The 19,066-nt window shown below is 69.7% G+C and carries 16 protein-coding genes; 10 read left to right on the top strand and 6 right to left on the bottom strand.

Going from position 1 to position 19,066, the window contains the following annotated elements; all coding sequences use genetic code 11:
- Positions 1-7: 7 nt before the first annotated feature.
- On the bottom strand, positions 8-1,105 hold the full coding sequence (gene apbC / locus U5O44_RS17640) for an iron-sulfur cluster carrier protein ApbC (RefSeq protein ID WP_322589706.1): 1,098 nt from the start codon (positions 1,103-1,105) through the stop codon (positions 8-10).
- Between the two features lie 132 nt (positions 1,106-1,237).
- Complete coding sequence (locus U5O44_RS17635; RefSeq protein ID WP_322589705.1) at positions 1,238-1,540, bottom strand: 2Fe-2S iron-sulfur cluster-binding protein; 303 nt, start codon at positions 1,538-1,540, stop codon at positions 1,238-1,240.
- A gap of 78 nt (positions 1,541-1,618) precedes the next feature.
- On the opposite strand from U5O44_RS17635, the gene metG reads away from it, so the two are divergent.
- Positions 1,619-3,688: a methionine--tRNA ligase gene (gene metG / locus U5O44_RS17630; protein WP_322590528.1), complete on the top strand. Its 2,070-nt coding sequence runs from the start codon at positions 1,619-1,621 to the stop codon at positions 3,686-3,688.
- 24 nt (positions 3,689-3,712) lie between these two features.
- Here metG and U5O44_RS17625 read toward each other — a convergent pair whose 3' ends face one another.
- Entirely contained in the window at positions 3,713-4,249 is a 537-nt protein-coding gene (locus tag U5O44_RS17625) for a hydrolase (protein ID WP_322589704.1), read from the bottom strand.
- 94 nt (positions 4,250-4,343) lie between these two features.
- Here U5O44_RS17625 and U5O44_RS17620 point away from each other — a divergent pair, with 94 nt between their 5' ends.
- Entirely contained in the window at positions 4,344-4,952 is a 609-nt protein-coding gene (locus tag U5O44_RS17620; RefSeq protein WP_322589703.1) for a PH domain-containing protein, read from the top strand.
- Positions 4,953-4,969: 17 nt separating this feature from the next.
- Here U5O44_RS17620 and U5O44_RS17615 read toward each other — a convergent pair whose 3' ends face one another.
- Positions 4,970-5,575 (bottom strand): TetR/AcrR family transcriptional regulator, encoded by a 606-nt coding sequence (locus U5O44_RS17615; RefSeq protein ID WP_322589702.1) that lies wholly within the window; start codon positions 5,573-5,575, stop codon positions 4,970-4,972.
- 66 nt (positions 5,576-5,641) lie between these two features.
- Here U5O44_RS17615 and U5O44_RS17610 point away from each other — a divergent pair, with 66 nt between their 5' ends.
- Together U5O44_RS17610 and U5O44_RS17605 are read left to right on the top strand one after the other, a co-directional pair.
- Positions 5,642-7,354 (top strand): tannase/feruloyl esterase family alpha/beta hydrolase, encoded by a 1,713-nt coding sequence (locus tag U5O44_RS17610; RefSeq protein ID WP_322589701.1) that lies wholly within the window; start codon positions 5,642-5,644, stop codon positions 7,352-7,354.
- A gap of 292 nt (positions 7,355-7,646) precedes the next feature.
- Complete coding sequence (locus tag U5O44_RS17605) at positions 7,647-9,410, top strand: SulP family inorganic anion transporter (protein WP_322590527.1); 1,764 nt, start codon at positions 7,647-7,649, stop codon at positions 9,408-9,410.
- Here U5O44_RS17605 and U5O44_RS17600 read toward each other — a convergent pair.
- Complete coding sequence (locus tag U5O44_RS17600; protein ID WP_322589700.1) at positions 9,373-10,311, bottom strand: CYTH domain-containing protein; 939 nt, start codon at positions 10,309-10,311, stop codon at positions 9,373-9,375. The two genes, U5O44_RS17605 and U5O44_RS17600, sit on opposite strands and share 38 nt — an antisense overlap.
- A 61-nt stretch (positions 10,312-10,372) precedes the next feature.
- Here U5O44_RS17600 and U5O44_RS17595 point away from each other — a divergent pair, with 61 nt between their 5' ends.
- From U5O44_RS17595 to U5O44_RS17575, 5 genes are all read left to right on the top strand, one after another.
- Positions 10,373-10,573 (top strand): DUF3460 family protein, encoded by a 201-nt coding sequence (locus U5O44_RS17595; protein ID WP_322589699.1) that lies wholly within the window; start codon positions 10,373-10,375, stop codon positions 10,571-10,573.
- A gap of 1 nt (position 10,574) precedes the next feature.
- Positions 10,575-11,399, top strand: a complete 825-nt coding sequence (locus U5O44_RS17590; RefSeq protein WP_322589698.1) for a segregation and condensation protein A — start codon at positions 10,575-10,577, stop codon at positions 11,397-11,399.
- A 56-nt stretch (positions 11,400-11,455) separates the two neighbouring features.
- The gene (locus U5O44_RS17585) at positions 11,456-12,340 is read left to right on the top strand and encodes a Dyp-type peroxidase (RefSeq protein ID WP_322589697.1); all 885 of its coding nucleotides are present in this window, start codon (positions 11,456-11,458) and stop codon (positions 12,338-12,340) included.
- Between the two features lie 165 nt (positions 12,341-12,505).
- On the top strand, positions 12,506-13,963 hold the full coding sequence (locus U5O44_RS17580) for a FecR domain-containing protein (protein ID WP_322589696.1): 1,458 nt from the start codon (positions 12,506-12,508) through the stop codon (positions 13,961-13,963).
- Complete coding sequence (locus U5O44_RS17575) at positions 13,960-16,878, top strand: EAL domain-containing protein (protein WP_322589695.1); 2,919 nt, start codon at positions 13,960-13,962, stop codon at positions 16,876-16,878. Before U5O44_RS17580 ends, U5O44_RS17575 begins: the two co-directional genes overlap by 4 nt.
- On the opposite strand, the gene U5O44_RS17570 is transcribed toward U5O44_RS17575, so the two are convergent.
- The gene (locus U5O44_RS17570; protein WP_322589694.1) at positions 16,826-17,803 is read right to left on the bottom strand and encodes a GMP reductase; all 978 of its coding nucleotides are present in this window, start codon (positions 17,801-17,803) and stop codon (positions 16,826-16,828) included. The genes U5O44_RS17575 and U5O44_RS17570 overlap by 53 nt on opposite strands.
- A 311-nt stretch (positions 17,804-18,114) precedes the next feature.
- Between U5O44_RS17570 and U5O44_RS17565 the strand changes: the two genes are divergently transcribed.
- Positions 18,115-19,041, top strand: a complete 927-nt coding sequence (locus tag U5O44_RS17565) for a caspase family protein (RefSeq protein ID WP_322589693.1) — start codon at positions 18,115-18,117, stop codon at positions 19,039-19,041.
- The last annotated feature ends 25 nt before the right edge of the window (positions 19,042-19,066 follow it).

The following is a 19,066-nucleotide window of genomic DNA, read 5'->3' as shown; positions in this document are numbered from 1 at the left end:
GGTCGGCTCAGGTGCCCTTGGACACCGTGATCGTCGGGAACTTCGACGAGTAGTCCTTGGCCTTGTCCGCGACCTTCACCGCGATGCGGCGCGCCACCGTCTTGTAGAGCGCAGCGATCTCGCCGTCCGGCTCGGCCACCACGGTCGGGCAGCCGGCGTCGGTCTGCACGCGGATCGACAGGTTCAGCGGCAGCGCACCGAGGTACTCGATGTCGTATTCCGTGGCCATCTTCTTGCCACCGTCAGCGCCGAAGATGTGCTCGGTGTGGCCGCAGTTCGGGCAGCAGTAGACCGCCATGTTCTCGACCACGCCGAGGATGGGCACGCTGACCTTCTCGAACATCTTCAGGCCCTTCTTCGCGTCGAGCAGCGCGATGTCCTGCGGCGTCGTGACGATGACCGCGCCGGTGAGCGGCACCTTCTGCGCCAGCGTCAGCTGGATGTCGCCGGTGCCCGGAGGCATGTCGACGATCAGGTAGTCCAGATCCTTCCAGTTGGTCTGGCGCAGCAGCTGCTCCAGCGCCTGCGTGGCCATCGGGCCGCGCCAGATCATGGCCTGGTCGTTGTCCACCAGGAAGCCGATCGACATGACTTGGATGCCGTGGCCGATCAGCGGCTCCATGGTCTTGCCGTCGTAGCTCTCCGGGCGGGCGCCGGTGATGCCCAGCATCATGGGCTGGCTCGGGCCGTAGATGTCGGCGTCGACGATGCCGACCGCCGCACCTTCGGCGGCCAGCGCCAGCGCCAGGTTCACCGCCGTCGTGCTCTTGCCGACGCCGCCCTTGCCGGAGGCCACGGCGATGATGTTCTTCACGCCGGGCAGCAGCTGCACGCCGCGCTGCGCCGCGTGGGCGATGATCTTGCTGGTGACGCTGACGCTGACATTGGCCACGCCCTCGACCGAGCGGGCTGCAGCGATCAGCGCGCTGCGCAGGCTGTCGATCTGGCTGGCGGCGGGATAGCCGAGTTCGACCTCGAACGCGACATCGCTGCCGGTCACGCGCAGGTTCTTCAACTGGCGGGTGGAGACAAAGTCGCGGCCGGTGTTGGGGTCGATGACGGCCTGGACGGCCTGCTTGATCGCGGTGTCGGAGAGGATGGGCATGGTGTGGTCTGAGAAAAGCAGACCGCAGTCTAGCGAAGCCCCCTCGTGGCCGTGAAAGGGAAAGTCGCTACGCCGCCAACGGGATTTCCGCCGCGCAGGCCAGGACGCTCCAATGTGGGACAACCGAAGGGTTCAGGGGCCCGGCTGGACCACCGCCTCGACCGTCACCGCCCCGACCGGCAGCGCCACGCAGGGCAGGATCCAGCCCTCGGCACGCTCCTCAGCCGTGAGTCCCGGCCAGTCGATGCGCCAGCGGACCTCGCCCTCGACCAGCCGGCACAGGCAGGCCCGACACGTCCCGTTGCGGCAGGAACTCCGCAGCCGAACACCGGCCGCCCGCGCCGCCTCCACCAGCGACTGCCCCGGCGCCACGCGCACGCACCAGCCCAGCGGCTGCACGGTCAGGACAGGTCGGTCATCGGGCGGTGGATTCATGTCGCAACGATATAGCGCCGCAACCTAAAATCACCGTCCTCCCCGAGAACACTGCCAAGACGCCACGACATGACCCGCATGACCCGCCAGCTCTTCGTCACCACCGCCCTGCCCTACGCCAACGGCAAGTTCCACATCGGCCACATCATGGAGTACATCCAGGCTGACATCTGGGTGCGGTTCCAGCGCATGCAGGGGCATCAGGTCCATTTCGTCGGCGCCGACGACGCGCACGGCGCGCCCATCATGATCGCGGCCGAAAAGGCAGGCATCACGCCGCAGCAGTTCGTCGCCAACATCGCCGCCGGCCGCCAGGAATACCTCGACGGTTTCCACATCTCCTTCGACAACTGGCACTCCACCGACGGCGTCGAGAACCACGAACTCGCGCAGGACATCTACCGCGGCCTGCGCGACAACGGGCTGATCGAGGTCCGCGCCATCGAGCAGTTCTTCGACCCCGAGAAGGGCATGTTCCTGCCCGACCGCTTCATCAAGGGCGAATGCCCGAAATGCGGCGCCAAGGACCAGTACGGCGACTCGTGCGAGAACTGCGGCGCCGTCTACAGCCCGACCGAGCTGAAGAGCCCGTACTCGGCGCTGTCGGGCGCCACGCCCGTGCTGCGCACCAGCGACCACTACTTCTTCAAGCTCTCGGACCCGCGCTGCGTCGAGTTCCTGCAAGCCTGGACCACCGAGCCGGGCAAGCTCCAGCCCGAGGTGCTCAACAAGATCAAGGAATGGTTCACCAAGGACGAGGAAGGCAAGGGCGGCCTGGGCGACTGGGACATCTCGCGGGATGCGCCCTACTTCGGCATCGAGATTCCGGACGCGCCGGGCAAGTATTTCTACGTCTGGCTGGACGCGCCGATCGGCTATCTGGCCTCGCTGAAGAACTGGTTCGACAAGGGCGGCCCGGCTGCGAAGTACGGTGACACGCGCAGCTACGCCGAGTTCATGGCCGACCCAGCGATCGAGCAGTACCACTTCATCGGCAAGGACATCACCTACTTCCACACCCTGTTCTGGCCCGCGACGCTGCACTTCAGCGGGCGCAAGACGCCGGACAACGTCTTCGTCCACGGCTTCCTGACCGTCAACAACGGCGAGAAGATGAGCAAGAGCCGCGGCACCGGCCTGGACCCGCTGAAGTACCTGTCGCTGGGCATGAACGCCGAGTGGCTGCGCTACTACATCGCCGCCAAGCTCAACGCGCACGTCGAGGACATCGACTTCAACCGCGACGACTTCACCGCCCGCGTCAACGCCGATCTGGTCGGCAAGTACATCAACATCGCCTCGCGCGCGGCCGGCTTCATCGCCAAGCGCTTCGGCGGGCAGTTGAGCGGCGACCTGGGCGTCGAGGGCCGCGTGCTGCTCGACACGCTGCGCGCCCACCGCGACACGGTGACCGGTTTGTACGAGGCGCGTGAACTCGGCAAGGTGCTGCGCGAGATCATGGCGCTGGCCGACCGCGTCAACGAGTACGTGGACCAGAACAAGCCGTGGGAACTCGCCAAGCAGGCCGGGCAGGACGCCGTGCTGCACGATGTCTGCTCGGTGTGCATCGAAGCGTTCCGGCTGCTGACGATCTACCTGAAGCCCGTGCTGCCGAAGCTGGCCGCACAGGTCGAAACCTTCCTGCAGGTCGAGCCGCTCGACTTCCACGCTGCCAGCCGGGCGCTCGGCGCCCACACCATCGGCACCTACCAGCACCTGATGCAGCGCGTCGATCCGAAGCTGCTCGAAGAACTCTTCGCGGTGCCGGAGCCGGAGAAGGTCATCCCCGGCGGCGAGGACATCGCGCCCGAGATCAAGATCGACGACTTCACCAAGGTGGACCTGCGCATCGCGAAGATCGTCAAGGCGGAAGCCGTGGAAGGCTCGACCAAGCTGCTGCGCCTGACGCTCGACGCCGGCGAAGGCCGCACCCGCAACGTCTTCTCCGGCATCGCCAGCGCCTACCAGCCGGCGGATCTGGAAGGCAAGCTGACGGTGATGGTCGCCAACCTCGCGCCGCGCAAGATGAAGTTCGGCGTCAGCGAAGGCATGGTGCTGGCCGCCAGCGATGCGGACGAGAAGAAGAACCCGGGGGTCTTCGTGCTGGAGCCGTTCCCGGGGGCGCAGCCAGGCATGCGCATCCGCTGACGGCCTGCCCCGCTGCGCCGCCGGTCAGCGCACCAGCGGCAGCAGCGCCCGGAAGTCCTCGGTGCCGGCGCGCTCCAGCCATTCGTAGAGCACCATCTCGGTGGTGACGACCTCGGCGCCGTGCTGGCGCAGGCGGGCCAGGCCGGCCTCGCGGTTGGCCGCGGTGCGGGAGCTGCTGGCGTCGGCCACCAGCGCCAGCTCGAAGCCCGCCTGCAGCAGGCCCAGACCCGTCTGCAGCACGCAGATGTGCGTCTCCATGCCGGTCAGGATCACCTGCGGTCGCCCGAAGGCGCGCAGCTTGTCGACAAAACCTGGCTCGCGGGTGGCGCCGAAATGGATCTTCTCGATGACCGTGGCGCCCGCCAGATGCGGCTGCAGGGCCTCGACTGTCGCCCCCAGCCCCTTGGGATAGTGCTCGGTCACGACGACTGGCACGCCCAGGCGCTGCGCCGCCAGCAGCAGCCGGCGGTTGTTGTCCACCGCCGCCGCCCCTTCGTCGATCGCGGGCGCCAGCCGCGCCTGCACGTCGACCACCAGCAGCACCGAACGTTTCGCTTCCATCCACATCACCGCTTCTCCTGAATCTGAAACGTCTATGCTGCGCCGATTCCACGCCCGGCGCATGCGCGCTTTCTCCCATTCCAGGAGCCCACCCATGTTCAAGAAGCTTGCCTCCGAAGCCCTCGGCCTGAGCGACATCGGCTCGATCATCCAGCCCAAGGACTTCGGCAGCGTCGATGCCGACGACTACCTCTTCCACGAGGACGGCGAAAAGATATTCTTCCTGATCAAGTCGAAGAAGGACGAATACTGCTTCACCAACCTCGCGCTGATGCACGTCGATGGCGATTCGGCCGTGTCCTCCAAGCGCACGATCCGCCGCCATGAATACGCCGACTGCGCCATCGGCACCGTCACGATCGAGACGGCCGGCACGGTGGACATGGACGTGGAGCTGAAGTTCTCGATCGGCGGCACCACCTTCAGCATCGACGTGCGCAAGCAGTTCCTCGAACAGCTCAAGGATGTCTACAAGGCCCTGATCGCCATCAGCCGGCTGCAGGACCGTGACGAAACCGCCCGGCAGAACGCGCTGAAGGTGCTCGGCGCGATGTCCTCGATGTACAAGGTCAGCCAGATCGGGCTGGCGCGCGACCTGCCCGACCAGTTCAACGCGCTGCTCGACAACCTCAACCAGACCGTGCTCGACCGCCACACGCGGCGCGACTTCGGCGAGGTGTTCAGCCGCTACATCCACGGCTGACCCGCACGCCACAGCCTTCAGCGGCGCAGCATCCCCACGAGCTGCGCCGCGAGTTCCGCCGGTCTGAGCGCCCCGTCCGGGCGGTACCAGGTGCGCGTCCAGTTCATGGCCCCGATCAGGTTCAGCCGCAGCACCCGCCGGTCGAGCCCCGCGCCCTCGGGCAGCGGCAGCGCCTCCACCAGCCGCGCCCACAGCGCCTCGTAGTCGTGCCGCAGCGGTCCGAGCGCCACATGCACCGGCCCGTCCCGCGGCTCCATCAGCCCCTGTCCGGTGACACGCGCGATCGGATCGCCCTCCAGCATCTCCGCCAGGTGCGTGCGGCACGCCAGCTCCAGCCGCCTCCACGGGTCGTCCTGGCCTTCCAGGACACGCGACACCGCCGCCTGCATGCGCAGGTAACCGGTGCGGTGGACCTCCAGGTACAGCGCCTCCTTCGATTCGACATGGTGGTAGACCGACCCGGCCAGGATGCCCGCCTCGTCGGCGATCTGGCGCAGCGTCGCCGCCTTGTAGCCATGGGCGTCGAAGACCCGCGCGGCGGCCAGCAGCAGGTGCTGCTTGCGGGCAGAGGGCTCCGGCCAGACCGGGGACGCCAGGGGTGGAAGGGGTGGGTTTGTGCGCATGGAAGCCTGGAGGTTGCGTGCCTAGAGTGTCGCCCATCGAAACCAAACAATTGTTAGGTTATTGGCATGCACGCCCAGCTCCACACCCTGACCCCCTTGGCCGCCGCCGCGCTGCTCACCGCCTGCGCCCTGCCAATGCCACCCGGCAGCCCCGCCGCCCCCACCGCCCCGATGGCCGCCGCCCAGCCCGGCGCACTCCAGCACTGCACCGACCTCGCCAGCCGCTTCCAGTTCGCGGCGACCCGCATCACGGCCGCCGAACCGGTGGCTGCGGATGCGCTGAAGGTCGCGGGCCAGCCGGTCGGGGCGCACTGTCGCGTGGCGGGCCTGATGCACGAGCGCACCAGCCCGGTCGATGGCCAGTCCTACGCCATCGGCTTCGAGATGCGCCTGCCGACGAACTGGAACGGCCGTTTCCTGCACCAGGGCAACGGCGGCCTCGACGGCATCCTGGTGCCCGCCACCGGAGGCGTCGGTGGCCGGGGTTCGCTGACCAATGCGCTGCAGATGGGCTTCGCGGTGCTGAGTTCGGATGCGGGGCACAACGTCCGGCAGTTGCCGCTGTTCGGCCTCGACCCGCAGGCGCGGCTGGACTATGGCTACCAGGCGGTCGCCAAGCTCACGCCGATGGCCAAGGCCTTGATCGCGACGGGCTACGGACGCGCGGCGGATCGCTCGTATTTCGCCGGCTGCTCGAACGGCGGACGCCACGCCTTCGTGACGGCGGCGCGTCTGCCCGAGTCGTACGACGGCATCCTGGCCGGCGCGCCCGGCTACAACCTGCCGCAGGCGGCGGTCGCGCAGCTCTTCGGGGCGCAGCAGTTCGCCCGTGTCGCCACCGACCCCAAGGATCTGAAGACCGCGATCACGCCGGCCGAACGGCAGCTGATCTCCCGGCAGGTGCTCGCCCGCTGCGACGCGCTGGACGGCGCGACCGACGGCATGGTCCAGGACTCGGCCGCCTGCCAGAAGGCGTTCGACCTGGCGCGTGACGTGCCCACCTGCGAAGGCAGCAACCGCACGGGCCAGTGCCTGACAGGTGCACAGAAGACTGCGCTGGGCAACGTGCTGGCCGGCGCCCGCGACTCATCGGGCAAGGCGCTCTACACCCGCTTCCCCGTCGACCCCGGCTTCGTGTCCGAGGACTGGGCCAACTGGAAGTTCGTCTACTCGGTGACCAACCGCGATCCGGTGGCGGTGGGCCATGTCTTCACGGTGCCGCCCGCACCGAAGGAGATGATGAAGGACACGCTCGGCTACGCGCTGAACTTCAGCATGGACCGGGACGCGCCGGCCATCTTCCGCACCGACGCGACCTACACCGAATCGGCGATGCAGTTCATGACGCCGCCGAAGCCGGCCGAGCTGGGCGCGCTGCGTGCCCGCGGCGCCAAGCTGCTGGTCTGGCACGGCACCAGCGACGGCGTGTTCTCGCCCGAGGCGACGGTGACGTGGTACCGCGACCTGCAGAAGAACGCCGGGGGCCGTGCGGACGACTTCGCGCAGCTCTACCTCGTGCCCGGCATGAACCACTGCGGCGGCGGCCCGTCGACCGACCAGTTCAACCTGCTGCAGCCGCTGGTGGAGTGGGTCGAGCAGGGCAAGGCCCCCGCCGGTCTGACCGCCCAGGTGCGCGGCCCCGCCAACGCGGGTGGCGCCAACACCGAACTGCCCGCCGGCTGGTCGCCCGAGCGCAGCCGCCCGCTGTGCGCATGGCCCAAGGTCGCCCGCTACCAGAGCGGGGACGTGGAGCAGGCGGCGAGCTTCCGCTGCGAATGAACGCCCCAGGACACCGGTTGCGGCCCTGACCCGACCGCGACCGACCACGACCACGGGAGAATCCCCGGCCCCAGTGCCCCCGCCTGAAGGCACAATCCGGCCATGCACGCGGTGACCTGCTCGAACCAGTCCATCCGCCCGATCAGCCGGCGGCGGCGCTTCATCGCGCAGCGCCACCACTGCGGCCCGCCTCGACCCCGAAGCCCCTGACGCATGCCCCGCCCGCCACACCCCGCGGGCGGTCTGTCCCGCTTCCGGAGTCACCGTGTCACTGCCCGCCACCCCGTTCTCGATGCCCGCCTGGACCACGCGGCTGCATCGCTTCCGCCCTCGCCTGTCCGACACCCTGCGCGGCTACGACCGGCCGCGCTTCCTGGCCGACCTCGGCGCGGGCGCCACCGTCGGCATCGTGGCCCTGCCGCTGGCCATGGCCTTCGCGATCGCCTCGGGGGTCAAGCCCGAGCAAGGGCTCTACACCGCCATCATCGCGGGCTTCCTGATCTCCGCGCTGGGCGGCTCGGCGGTGCAGATCGGCGGCCCGGCCGGCGCCTTCATCGTCATCATCTACGGCATCATCGAGCGCTACGGCCTCGCCAACCTGCTGATCGCCACGATGCTCGCCGGGGTGCTGCTGTTCACGATGGGGCTGCTCAAGCTCGGCGGCATGGTGCGCTACATCCCGGTGTCGATCGTCATCGGCTTCACCAACGGCATCGCGGTGCTGATCGGGCTGTCGCAGCTGCGCGACCTGTTCGGGCTGGACATCGCCAAGATGCCGGCCGACTTCTTCGCCCAGATCCGCACGCTCTGGACACACGCGGACAGCTTCAACCCCTGGGCGTTCGCGCTGGGCATGGCGTGCCTGGTCGGCCTGTTCGCGTGGACGAAGCTGTTCAAGCCCGGCTCGGTCCTGCCCACCGAACTGGTCGAAGGCCGCAGCGCCCGCGTCATCGCGCGCGTGCCGGGGCCGATCGTCGCGCTGATCTCGCTGACGCTGGTGAGCACGGTGTTCAACCTGCCGGTCGAGACCATCGGCTCGCGCTTCGGTGGCATCCCGCAGGCGCTGCCGGCGTTCGAGCTGCCCGAGTTCACCTGGGCCACCGCCAAGCAGCTGCTGATGCCCACGCTGACCATCGCGCTGCTCGGGGCGATCGAGTCGCTGCTGTGCGCCCGCGTGGCCGACAACATGATCGACGCGCCGCGCCATGACCCGAACCAGGAGCTGATGGCGCAGGGTGTGGCCAACTTCGTCGTGCCCTTCTTCGGCGGCATTCCGGCCACCGGCACCATCGCCCGCACGGTGACCAACGTGCGCGCCGGGGCGGTCTCGCCGGTGGCGGGCATGGTGCATGCACTGGCGCTGCTGGCGATCATGCTGGTGGCCGCGCCGCTGGCGATGAACGTGCCGCTGGCGGTGCTGGCCGGCATCCTGCTGTTCGTCGCGTGGAACATGGGCGAGTGGCACGAGTTCGCGCGGCTGCGGCACTTCAGGCTGCCCTACCGCTCGGTGCTGCTGGGCACGTTCTTCCTCACGGTGGTCTTCGACCTGACGATCGCGGTGGAGGTCGGGCTGCTGCTGGCGTGCGGCTTCTTCATCTGGCGGATGAGCCAGCTGTTCCAGGTCGAGCGGGTCTCGGCCGACACCACGCCCACCGGCGACTTCCAAGACACGCTGCCGACCCCGCAGCCGGGCATCGAGGTCTACAGCTTCTACGGCACGCTGTTCTTCGGCGCGGTCGGCAAGGTCGAATCCCTGCCCGACCGGCTGCACGCGGGCACCCGCGTCGTGGTGCTGGAGATGCACCGGCTGATCTCGGTCGATACCTCGGGCGTGGATGCGCTGGTGCAACTGCACCGGCAACTGCAGCGCCGCGGCGTGCGCCTGATCGTGGCCGCCCTCAACGAGCAGCCGCACTCGCTGCTGAGCCGCTCCGGCTTCGACACGCTGCTGGGCGAACACGGCATCGCGCCGACGCTGGCCGCCGCGCTCGACGCCGCGCAGCTGTACGCGGATTCGCTCAGCGGGCGTCCGGCAGGCTCCACGCCAGCAGGCTGAGCCAGAGCGCCTGGGTCTCGACGCGGCGCCAGATCGCGGCATCGAACACCATCCCGGCCAGTGCGGCCACGGTGTCCGCTGCGCCGGCAGCCTGTGCGTCGGCCCGCAGCGTCTGCGCCAGCACACCCAGCGCCTGCGCCAGTGCCACCCGCTGGGTGGGCGAGGCCAGGTCGTCCGCCACATCGCCCACCAGCGCCAGCACCGGCGACAGCGCCACGGCCACCTGCTGCGGCCACGGCTGCGCCGCATCGACCGGGCGCACCGCAAGCACGTCGCCCTGTGTCACGCCGCGTGCCAGCCGGTCGCCCCGCTCGGCCTTGCTGCGCGCATCGAGCCAGAGCCCGAAGGCCTCGGTCCACAGGTAGGCCATCGACAGCAACCCCGCGGGCGCCCCACGGACCAGCTCGAACTCGATCTCCCACACCGGCAGCGTCTGTCCGCCGCCGGCAATCTGCCCGACGTCCAGCGCCAGCTCGACCACGGCGCCGTCGGCATGCACCTCGGCGTGGGTGCGGGTGATGTCGGTGGAGAACTGCAGCACCAGATCGGCCGGCGTGCGCCCCGCACGGGCCAGCAGCGCCACCAGCGCCGCGCCGGCGGGCGTGCCGGCGTGGCATTCCAGCGACAGTGCGGGGGCCGCGTCGCCCGAGTCGGTGCCGAGCGGCGCGTTGTGTTCCAGCCGGGTCATCAGGCCGTCGCCGCGGCCCTTGAGGGTCTGCACCCAGCCCTCGCCCTCCTGGCGCAGCCGCAGCGCGAAGGCCGAGCGCGCCAGCAGGCGGTCCTCGGTGTCGAAGTAGCGCGCGCGCAGTCGGGTGGTGGCCCCCGCCGCGTCGCGCAGCGCTTCGGACAGCGCGGGGCGGCAGGCGGGGGGTATCTGGAATTTCAGTTCGATTTCTTGCATGGTTGCGCCTGTAAAATCAGGGGTTCACTCTATCCCCACAGCGTCCGCCCGCTCACACACCATGCCGCTCTTCTGGAAGCACTACAAGTCCGAGACCACCCAGTTCATCGAGAGCCTGAAGCAGCAGGATCCGACGCTGGAACAGCGCCAGCGCGAAGGCCGCAACCTGCTGTGGGACCGTGAACAGAACCGCAGCGCCCAGGGCGAGTTCAACACCGCCAAGGTGCCGCAGCAGCCCTACGTCTACCAGACCAAGGCCTGACATGCCCCCGGATCCCGGCACCGCCGCGTCGGACACCGACCCGGCGGTGCTGGCACTGGCGCGGCTGTACGGCGAGCCGCTGTTCGCGCTGCCGCAGGATCTCTACATCCCGCCCGAGGCATTGGCCGTCTACCTCGATGCCTTCGAGGGGCCGCTCGATCTGCTGCTCTACCTGATCCGGCGGCAGAACTTCAACATCCTCGACATCCCGATGGCCGAGGTGACGCGCCAGTACCTGGCCTACGTCGAGCAGCTGCGCGAACACCACCTCGAACTCGCCGCCGAGTACCTGCTGATGGCGGCCATGCTCATCGAGATCAAGTCGCGCATGCTGCTGCCCCCACGCCAGGTGGCGCACGACCAGGAGGCCGCCGATCCGCGGGCCGAACTGGTGCGGCGCCTGCTGGAATACGAGCGCATCAAGCTCGGTGCGCGCAAGCTCGACCAACTGCCGCTGCTCGGGCGCGACCTGCTCGCCGCGGCGGTGCACATCGAGCAGACCCTGGAGCCGCGTCTGCCCGACGTCAGCCCGATCGACCTGCGCAACGCCTGGGCCGATGTCCTCAAACGCGCCAAGCTGACCCAGCGCCACCACATCGGCCGCGAGACCTTGTCGGTGCGCGAGCACATGACGCTGGTGCTGCGCGCATTGCAGGGCCGGCGCTTCGTCGAGTTCCACGAGCTGTTCGATGTCACACGCGGCGTGCCGGTGCTGGTCGTGACCTTCATCGCCATGCTGGAACTGGCCCGCGAGCGCCTGCTGGAGATCACCCAGGCCGAGGCCTTCGCGCCCATCTACGTGCGGCTGGCCTACACCCCGTCCTGAGCCGACGGCGCACAGCGCTCCCCTACACTCCGCTGAAATCCTTCAGGAGTGTGCAGATGTCCACGATCCAAGCCGGCATTGCGGCCCGCGTCCCCGCCCACGGCCGCTACCTCAGCCTCGCGCTGCGTCCTGGCGCCGATGCGGCCGTGCGCACCACGCTGCAGGCGCTGGCCGCCGAGGTCGACGGGCTGCACACCGTCGTTGGCCTGGGTGCCACGCTGGTCGCGCGGCTGGACGCCGCCGTGCCCGGCCTGCGCAGCTTCTGCGCACCGCCCACCAGCCGGGTCGATCTGCCGGCCACGCCCGCCGAGCTCTGGCTGTGGCTGCGCAGCGAGGACGATCCCGGCGCACTGCTGCAGCGGGGCCGCGCACTGGCCCGCCTGCTGGCGCCGGCCTTCGACGTCACCCACGAACTCGCCGCCTTCCGCCACCAGGACGGCCGCGACCTGACCGGCTACGAGGACGGCACCGAGAACCCCACCGGCCGCGACATGGTCGACACGATCGGCGTGCAGGGCCAGGGGCCGGGGCTGGACGGCGGCAGCTTCGTCGCGGTGCAGCAGTGGGAGCACGCGCTGGACCGCTTCGACCGGTTCGACCGCACCACGCAGGACCGCATGGTCGGCCGCCGCCGCGACGACAACATCGAACTCGACGACGCCCCGCCCAGCGCCCACGTCAAGCGCACCGCGCAAGAGAGTTTCTCGCCCGAGGCCTTTGTCGTGCGGCGCTCGATGCCGTGGATCGAGGGCGCGCGCTGCGGCCTGCACTTCACGGCCTTCGCCACCAGCTTCGACGCCTTTGAGGCCCAGCTCGCCCGCATGGCGGGCGTCGAGGACGGTATGGTCGACGACCTCTTCCGTTTCAGCCAGCCGGTGTCGGGGGCCTATTTCTGGTGCCCGCCGGTGGACGGGCGGGGGCTGGACCTGCGCCGCCTCTGAGCCGCTTGCCAGCGCGCGGGAGGGCGCGCGCCCGGCAGATCCCAGCAAGTACGTCCTGATTTGCCGTTTCCACGAAGTGAACAATTCGCCAGCCCCGCATAAGATGCGGGCGGCGAATCTGCCATTTACGGGTCCATGACGGCCACCCGCCGACCCTCTGCCTTGATGATCTCCCCGCTCCGCCTGGTTGCCGCTCTGCTGGCCATGCTGCTGTCCGCGGCCAGTGCCTCCACGCCTGCCGGCGCGCCGGGGGCCTCTGGTGCGCAAGAGGAGTTCCTCTACACCGTCCAGCCCGGCGACTCGGCCTGGACCATCACCGCCCGTTACCTGCGCGATGCGCGCCACTGGAACGGGCTGCGGGAGAACAACCAGCTCCGCGGTGACCGGCTGCGCCCGGGCCAGGTGCTGCGCATCCCGCTGCCGTGGCTGCGCCTGACCACCCCGCAGGCACGCCTCGTCACGCTGCAGGGCGACGTCACGCTCAACAGCGGCGCAGGCTGGGAGCCCGCGCGCGCAGGCACGCTCTTGCCGCCAGGCGCCTGGCTGCGCACGGCCCCTGCAGGTTCGGCGATGCTGGGGCTGGCGGACGGCACCCTGGTGCTGGTGCGTCCGGGCAGCGAGCTGCGGCTGGTACCGCTGGATGCCGCGCAGCTCGCCGCCTGGGTCAAGGCACAGGCGGCGACACCTGCGACACCCTCCGACCGCCCCACCTCGCGGCCAGCCGACGATGTCGCCCCCGTGCGCATCGAGCTGCTGCGGGGCGGGCTGGAAAGCCAGGTCCGGCCGCAATCGGGCAACGGCCGGTTCGAGGTCCGCACGCCGTCCGCGGTCACGACGGTCAGGGGCACCGAATTCCGGATCTCCGCGGAGGGCGACAGCAGCCGGGCCGAGGTGGTCCACGGCGCCGTGGCGTTCGGCAACGGGCACGGACAGGTCGCGCTGGAGACGGCCACCGGCTCGCACGCCACCGCCGGAGCCGAACCCGCCCCCGCCATCCCGCTGCTGCCCGGCCCGGATCTGCAGGCCATCGCTGACCGCATGTCCCCGGCACAACTGCAGGCCCTGGTCCTGCCCGCGCTGACCGGCGCCGTCGCCTACCGCATCCAGTGGCTGGCCGACACGGCGCCGGACCAGCTGCTGCTGGACCGCCTGCAGCAGGCCCCCCTGCAACCAGGCCATCCTGGTCTGCCCGATGGCCGCTACCGGCTGCGCGTGCGCGGCATCGACGCGCTGGGCCTCGAAGGCCTGTCCGGCGAACGCACGCTGGACATCGCCACACCGCCTGCGCCCCCACCCCCGCCCCCTCCTGCGCCAGCACCACCACGCGCCCCGACACTCGGCCTGGACCGCAGCGCCCAGCGCCTGGTGCTGCACTGGACTCCGGTCGAGCCACTGGGCCCGGACGACTGGTACCAGGTGCAGATGGCGCTGGACCCCGGCTTCACGGCCGTGGTGCTGGACGAGCCCAGCCCGCTGCAGCACCTGCACCTGCCACTGCCCCGCCCAGGGCAGCCGGGGCCTCTGCACATCCGCGTGCGTGTGCGGCAACCCGGCGGTGGCCACAGCGCCTGGTCCGAGCCGCGTGTCTTCGACCTCCGCGCGCCCCTGGAGTCCACGCCATGACCAACCCCCCGCCCTTCGCCAGGCGAAGCCTCGCCTTGTGGCGACTGTCGGCCCCCTGGTGGTTCGCGTCCATGCTGACCGCGCTGCTGCTGCTCACGACGCGGCCGGTGGTCGAGCGCTTCGATCTCGCCGTGCACGACCTGCTCGGCCGCGACGTGGTCACGCCGATCGGCCAACCGATCGCGCCGGCCGACAGCATCGTGGTCGCCATCGACGACGCCAGCCTGCAGGCCATCGGCCGCTGGCCCTGGCCGCGGCAGCGCCATGCCGAGCTGATCGACGTGCTGCGCAACGCGGGCACCCAGGCCGTGGGCTACAACGTGCTGTTCTCCGAACCCGCCGCCGACCCCGCGGAGGACGAACGTCTGGCACAGGCCATCGCGGCCCATGGCCAGATCGTGCTGCCCGTGCTGCCGGAACACCGGCCGGGCGACACCCCGACCGGCGTGCTGCAGCCGCTGGCCGCCATCGGCAAGGCCGCAGCCGCGCTGGGCCATGCCGAGGCCCCGATCGACCGCGATGGCCAGGTGCGCCGCGTCGCCCTCGTCGCCGGCAGCGGCACGACGGTCTGGGAGGCGATGCCGCTGGCCGTGCAGCGCATCAGCGCACCGCGGACTGGAGCCCCGGCGGCGGCCGGCTCTGCGCAGCCATCCGCCGACCTGTGGTGGCAGGACAAGCTCCAGCTGCTGCCCACCGGCCACCGCCCGGTCCAGGAACTCTCGGCCGCGGACCTGCTGCGCGATCCGACGCTGGCGCTGCAGCTCACCGGCCGGGTCGTCTGGGTCGGACTGACGGCACGGGGCATCGACAGCGCCATCACGGTGCCCGGCCCGCACGGCAGCACGCCGCTCAGCGCCGTCCAGTGGCAGGCCCAGGTCCACCATGCGATGGACGGCAACCGCCTGGTCGACATCGCCAGCACGCCGGTGGTGCTGGCGGCCAATGTGCTGCCGCTGCTGCTGGCGGCGCTCTTCAGCGGGTGGGTGAGGCCTGTTGCGCAGAACGTCCAGCGCCAGCGCAAGGCCATGCTCTGGCTGCTGCCGCTGCCCTTGCTGGTCCAGACGGCGGCACTGGTCGGGATGCAGCTCTGGTTGCCGATGGGCGCCATGGTGCTGGGCTGGGCAGCGGCACTGCTGATGAGCCGGGCGATGGAACTCCGGACCGCGCGCCAGGACCTGCAACGCGAACGTGGCCTGGCCGAGGTGACGCTGCAGTCCATCACCGACGCCGTGCTGACGCTCGACCAGACCCACCGCGTGCGTTACCTCAACCCCAGTGCCGAGCGCCTGGTCCGCCAGCCGGTGGCGGGGTCGGCACCGCGGCAGGGGATGCAGACAGTGCAGATGGTGCAGGAGGTGCTGCACCTGGCACAACAGGACGAAGCGCTGCTGCTGCAGGCGATCCGCGACTGCCAGTCACAGCAGCGCAAGGTGGTGGTCGGGCTGGCGCTGCACCTCCACGCCCAGGACGGCGAACATCTGGTGCAGGCCGTCGTCAGCCCGCTGCAATCGCCGAACGAGCCGGAGCCCGGCGTGGTGATCGTGCTGACCGATGTCACCGCCACCGCACGCGCCGAGCAGGCGGTCGAACACGGCAGCACGCACGACGGTCTGACGGGCCTGCCCAACCGGGTGCTGCTGACCGATCTGCTGGCCCATGCGCTGGCGCATGGGCGCCACCAGCACCAGGCGCTGGCCGTGCTCTTCATCGACCTCGACCGCTTCGGCCGGATCAACGACAGCCTGGGCCAGCGCCAGGGCGACGAGGTGCTGGAGGTCATCGCCGCCCGTCTGCGGCGCGTGTTCCGCCCGCACGACACGATCGCGCGCTGGGGCAGCGACCAGTTCGTCGTGCTGATCGAGGACGTGACCTCGCGCGAGGTGGTGGCTGCGCTGGCGGCGCAGCTCATCGACGTGGTCGCCCACGATCTGCGGGTGGACGAGGTGGCGATCGCCTGCACCTGCAGCGTTGGCATCGCCCTCTCGCCGGACGACTCCCCGACCACCGACGGGCTGCTGACCATGTCGGAAGCGGCCATGTCGCGCGCCAAGGCGGCAGGCGGCGGACGCTTCGAGTTCTACACCTCCGGCATGTCCACGCTGACCCGCGACTGGCTGGCGCTGGAGAACCGGCTGCGCCATGCGCTCGACTCCCAGGAATTCGTGCTGCACTACCAGATCCAGACCGAGCTGCGCAGCGGCCGGCCGGTCGGGCTGGAGGCCCTGCTGCGCTGGCGGCAGGACGACGGCGAGCTGTGGGCGCCGGCGCGTTTCCTGTCGATCACCGAGGAGACCGGGCTCATCGTCGCCGTCGGCAACTGGGTGATCCGCGAAGCCACCCAGCAGCTGCGGCGCTGGATCGACGCCGGCGTGACACCAGTGCCGGTGTCGGTGAATGTCTCGGCCCGCCAGTGCATGGACTCGCACCTGTTCGACGTGATCGCCGGGGCACTGAAGGAGGCCGATGTCGCCCCCTCGCTGCTCAAGGTGGAGATCACCGAGAGCACCGCGATGGCCGATCTGGACCATCTGCGGGAGCTGCTGATGCGGCTGCGCCAGCTCGGCGTGGCCATCGCGCTGGACGACTTCGGCACCGGCTTCTCCTCGCTGGCCCACCTGAAGCGCTTCCCGGTCGACCAGATCAAGATCGATCCGAGCTTCATCGCCGACATCCACCGCGACCCGAACGGAGCCTCCATCGTGCGGGCCACGATCGCGCTGGCGCACGGGCTGGGCGTGCCGGTGGTGGCGGAAGGGGTCGAGAACGAGGCCCAGATCCGCTTCCTGCGCGAGCACCACTGCGACATCGTGCAGGGCTACCTCTACGGTCGCCCCGGCAGCCCGGACGCCATCCGGGAGGTGCTCACATCAGCAGATGTTCACCCGCGTTATCTCCACCCAGAATCACATAGTTGACGCGGCGGATGTCCTGCAGCCGGGTGCCCCCGGCGTAGGAGATGGAGCTTTGCAGGTCTTCGCGCATCTCGCGCAAGGTGTCGGCCAGCTGGCCTTTCACCGGCTCCAGGATGCGCTTGCCTTCGACGTGGCGGTATTCGCCCTTGTTGAAGTCGCTGGCCGAGCCGTAGTACTCCTTGAAGAGCTGGCCGTCGACCTCGACCGTGCGGCCCGGTGATTCCTCGTGGCCCGCGAACAGCGAGCCGATCATCACCATCGCCGCCCCGAAGCGCACGCTCTTGGCGATGTCGCCGTGGTGGCGGATGCCGCCGTCCGCGATCATCGGCTTGGTCGCCACGCGCGCGCACCACTTCAGCGCCGAGAGCTGCCAGCCGCCGGTGCCGAAGCCGGTCTTCAGCCGCGTGATGCAGACCTTGCCGGGGCCGATGCCGATCTTGGTGGCGTCCGCGCCCCAGGCTTCGAGGTCGATCACCGCCTCGGGCGTGCCGACGTTGCCGGCGATCACGAAGGTGCCCGGCAGCTTCGCCTTGATGTGCTCGATCATGCGGCGCACGCTGTCGGCGTGGCCATGGGCGATGTCGATGGTGATGTAGTCGGCGCCCACGCCCTCGGCGGCGAGCTGGTCGACCACCGCCATGTCGGCCGGCTTCACGCCGGAGCTGATCGAGACGAACAGCCCCTGCGCGCGCATCGAGCGGGCGAAGGCGACGTTGTCCAGGTCGAAGCGGTGCATCACGTAGAAGTAGCCGTTGGCAGCCAGCCAGGCGGCCAGCGGCGCGTCCAGCACCGTCTTCATGTTCGCCGGCACGACCGGCAGGTGGAAGCGGCGACCGCCGAACTCCACCGCCGTATCGCATTCGCTGCGGCTGTCCACGCGGCAGCGGCGGGGCAGGAGCAGCACGTTGTCGTAGTCGAAGATGTCCATGGGGAAAAGGCTCTCGAGTGGCCGGCAGCGAAGGATGCAGTGCTGCCGCGAAACTGCGAGCGCTTGACCTGAGACCCGGTCAGCAGACCGGGCCGCAGAATTTGGGCCCGGTGGCCGATTCTACGCGGGCCGCCGTGGCTGCCGCAGCCCCAGACACGGCGCGAAAAACAGGGCAAATCTCCGTGAAATAAGCACAGGCAAAGCCTCGTCTTTGCCCCATCCGGCTATGGACTTCCGGAACTGCACGTTTTCCACTGCCCGAGAGGATCTTGCACTTTCCGAACACCCCCTCCACCTGCCCGAGCACCACGATGCCCACCAAGACAGCCACCCCGGCCAAGAAAGCCACCCCGGCCAAGCCCGCCGCCCTCTCGCTGCACATCGGCCTGAACGCTGTCAGCCCGACACACTACGGCGGCTGGAGCGGCGACCTCGCCGCCTGCGAGGCCGACGCCGACGACATGCAGGCCATCGCCAAGTCCAAGGGAATGAAGCCGACCGTGCTGATGACGGCCCAGGCCACCCGCGCGGCCGTGCTGGCCGCGCTGCGCAAGGCGGCCAAGACGCTGAAGAAGGGAGACTTCTTCTTCCTGACCTTCTCGGGCCATGGTGGACAGGTGGCCGATGTGACCGGCGAGGAGATCGACCGCAAGGACGAGACCTGGTGCCTGTGGGACAGCCAGCTCATCGACGACGAGCTGTATCTGGAGCTGAGCCGGTTTGCGGCCGGTGTGCGCATCCTGGTGCTCTCCGACAGTTGCCACAGCGGCACCGTCACCCGCGACGCCGTGCCGACACCGACCCAGCCGGGCGGTGCGCGCTCGCGGATGATGCCGCCCGCCATCGCGCTGCGGACCTACCGCAACCACAAGGCGTTCTATGACGGCCTGCAGCAGGACGTCGCCGCCTCGGCCGTGAAGTCCGGTTTCATCGACCCGGACGCCGCCCTCGCGCAAGTGGCGGTCACCAGCACGCGCCTGACCACCGTGGTCAACAGCTTCGCACCGTCGGTGATCCTGATCTCCGGCTGCCAGGACAACCAGACCGCGATGGACGGCGACTTCAACGGCGCGTTCACCGGCCGGCTGCTGCAGGTGTGGAACAACGGCAGGTTTTCGGGCAACTACACCCAGTTCCGCCACCTGATCGCCGCCGGATTGCCGCCCACGCAAAGCCCGAACCTGTTCGTCCTGGGCAGCGCGGCCAGCTTCCTGACCCAGCGGCCGTTCACGGTCTGAGCGGGGCGGGTGGTCCGCGCGCAGC

Origin of the sequence: Sphaerotilus sp. (assembly GCF_034519685.1) — a bacterium.
Classification (GTDB): Bacteria; Pseudomonadota; Gammaproteobacteria; order Burkholderiales; family Burkholderiaceae_C; genus Sphaerotilus.
This window is presented reverse-complemented; position numbering and strand designations above follow the sequence as displayed.

What these genes read in the sequence shown, in the direction of transcription:
- U5O44_RS17610 (WP_322589701.1), top strand. Translation starts at nt 5,642, where the DNA reads ATGCACGCCCAGCTCCACACCCTGACCCCCTTGGCCGCCGCCGCGCTG.
- U5O44_RS17570 (WP_322589694.1), bottom strand. Translation starts at nt 17,803, where the DNA reads ATGGACATCTTCGACTACGACAACGTGCTGCTCCTGCCCCGCCGCTGC.
- U5O44_RS17575 (WP_322589695.1), top strand. Translation starts at nt 13,960, where the DNA reads ATGACCAACCCCCCGCCCTTCGCCAGGCGAAGCCTCGCCTTGTGGCGA.
- U5O44_RS17635 (WP_322589705.1), bottom strand. Translation starts at nt 1,540, where the DNA reads ATGAATCCACCGCCCGATGACCGACCTGTCCTGACCGTGCAGCCGCTG.
- U5O44_RS17620 (WP_322589703.1), top strand. Translation starts at nt 4,344, where the DNA reads ATGTTCAAGAAGCTTGCCTCCGAAGCCCTCGGCCTGAGCGACATCGGC.
- U5O44_RS17565 (WP_322589693.1), top strand. Translation starts at nt 18,115, where the DNA reads ATGCCCACCAAGACAGCCACCCCGGCCAAGAAAGCCACCCCGGCCAAG.
- U5O44_RS17605 (WP_322590527.1), top strand. Translation starts at nt 7,647, where the DNA reads ATGCCCGCCTGGACCACGCGGCTGCATCGCTTCCGCCCTCGCCTGTCC.
- U5O44_RS17585 (WP_322589697.1), top strand. Translation starts at nt 11,456, where the DNA reads ATGTCCACGATCCAAGCCGGCATTGCGGCCCGCGTCCCCGCCCACGGC.
- U5O44_RS17600 (WP_322589700.1), bottom strand. Translation starts at nt 10,311, where the DNA reads ATGCAAGAAATCGAACTGAAATTCCAGATACCCCCCGCCTGCCGCCCC.
- U5O44_RS17615 (WP_322589702.1), bottom strand. Translation starts at nt 5,575, where the DNA reads ATGCGCACAAACCCACCCCTTCCACCCCTGGCGTCCCCGGTCTGGCCG.
- U5O44_RS17580 (WP_322589696.1), top strand. Translation starts at nt 12,506, where the DNA reads ATGATCTCCCCGCTCCGCCTGGTTGCCGCTCTGCTGGCCATGCTGCTG.
- U5O44_RS17590 (WP_322589698.1), top strand. Translation starts at nt 10,575, where the DNA reads ATGCCCCCGGATCCCGGCACCGCCGCGTCGGACACCGACCCGGCGGTG.
- U5O44_RS17595 (WP_322589699.1), top strand. Translation starts at nt 10,373, where the DNA reads ATGCCGCTCTTCTGGAAGCACTACAAGTCCGAGACCACCCAGTTCATC.
- metG (WP_322590528.1), top strand. Translation starts at nt 1,619, where the DNA reads ATGACCCGCCAGCTCTTCGTCACCACCGCCCTGCCCTACGCCAACGGC.
- U5O44_RS17625 (WP_322589704.1), bottom strand. Translation starts at nt 4,249, where the DNA reads ATGGAAGCGAAACGTTCGGTGCTGCTGGTGGTCGACGTGCAGGCGCGG.
- apbC (WP_322589706.1), bottom strand. Translation starts at nt 1,105, where the DNA reads ATGCCCATCCTCTCCGACACCGCGATCAAGCAGGCCGTCCAGGCCGTC.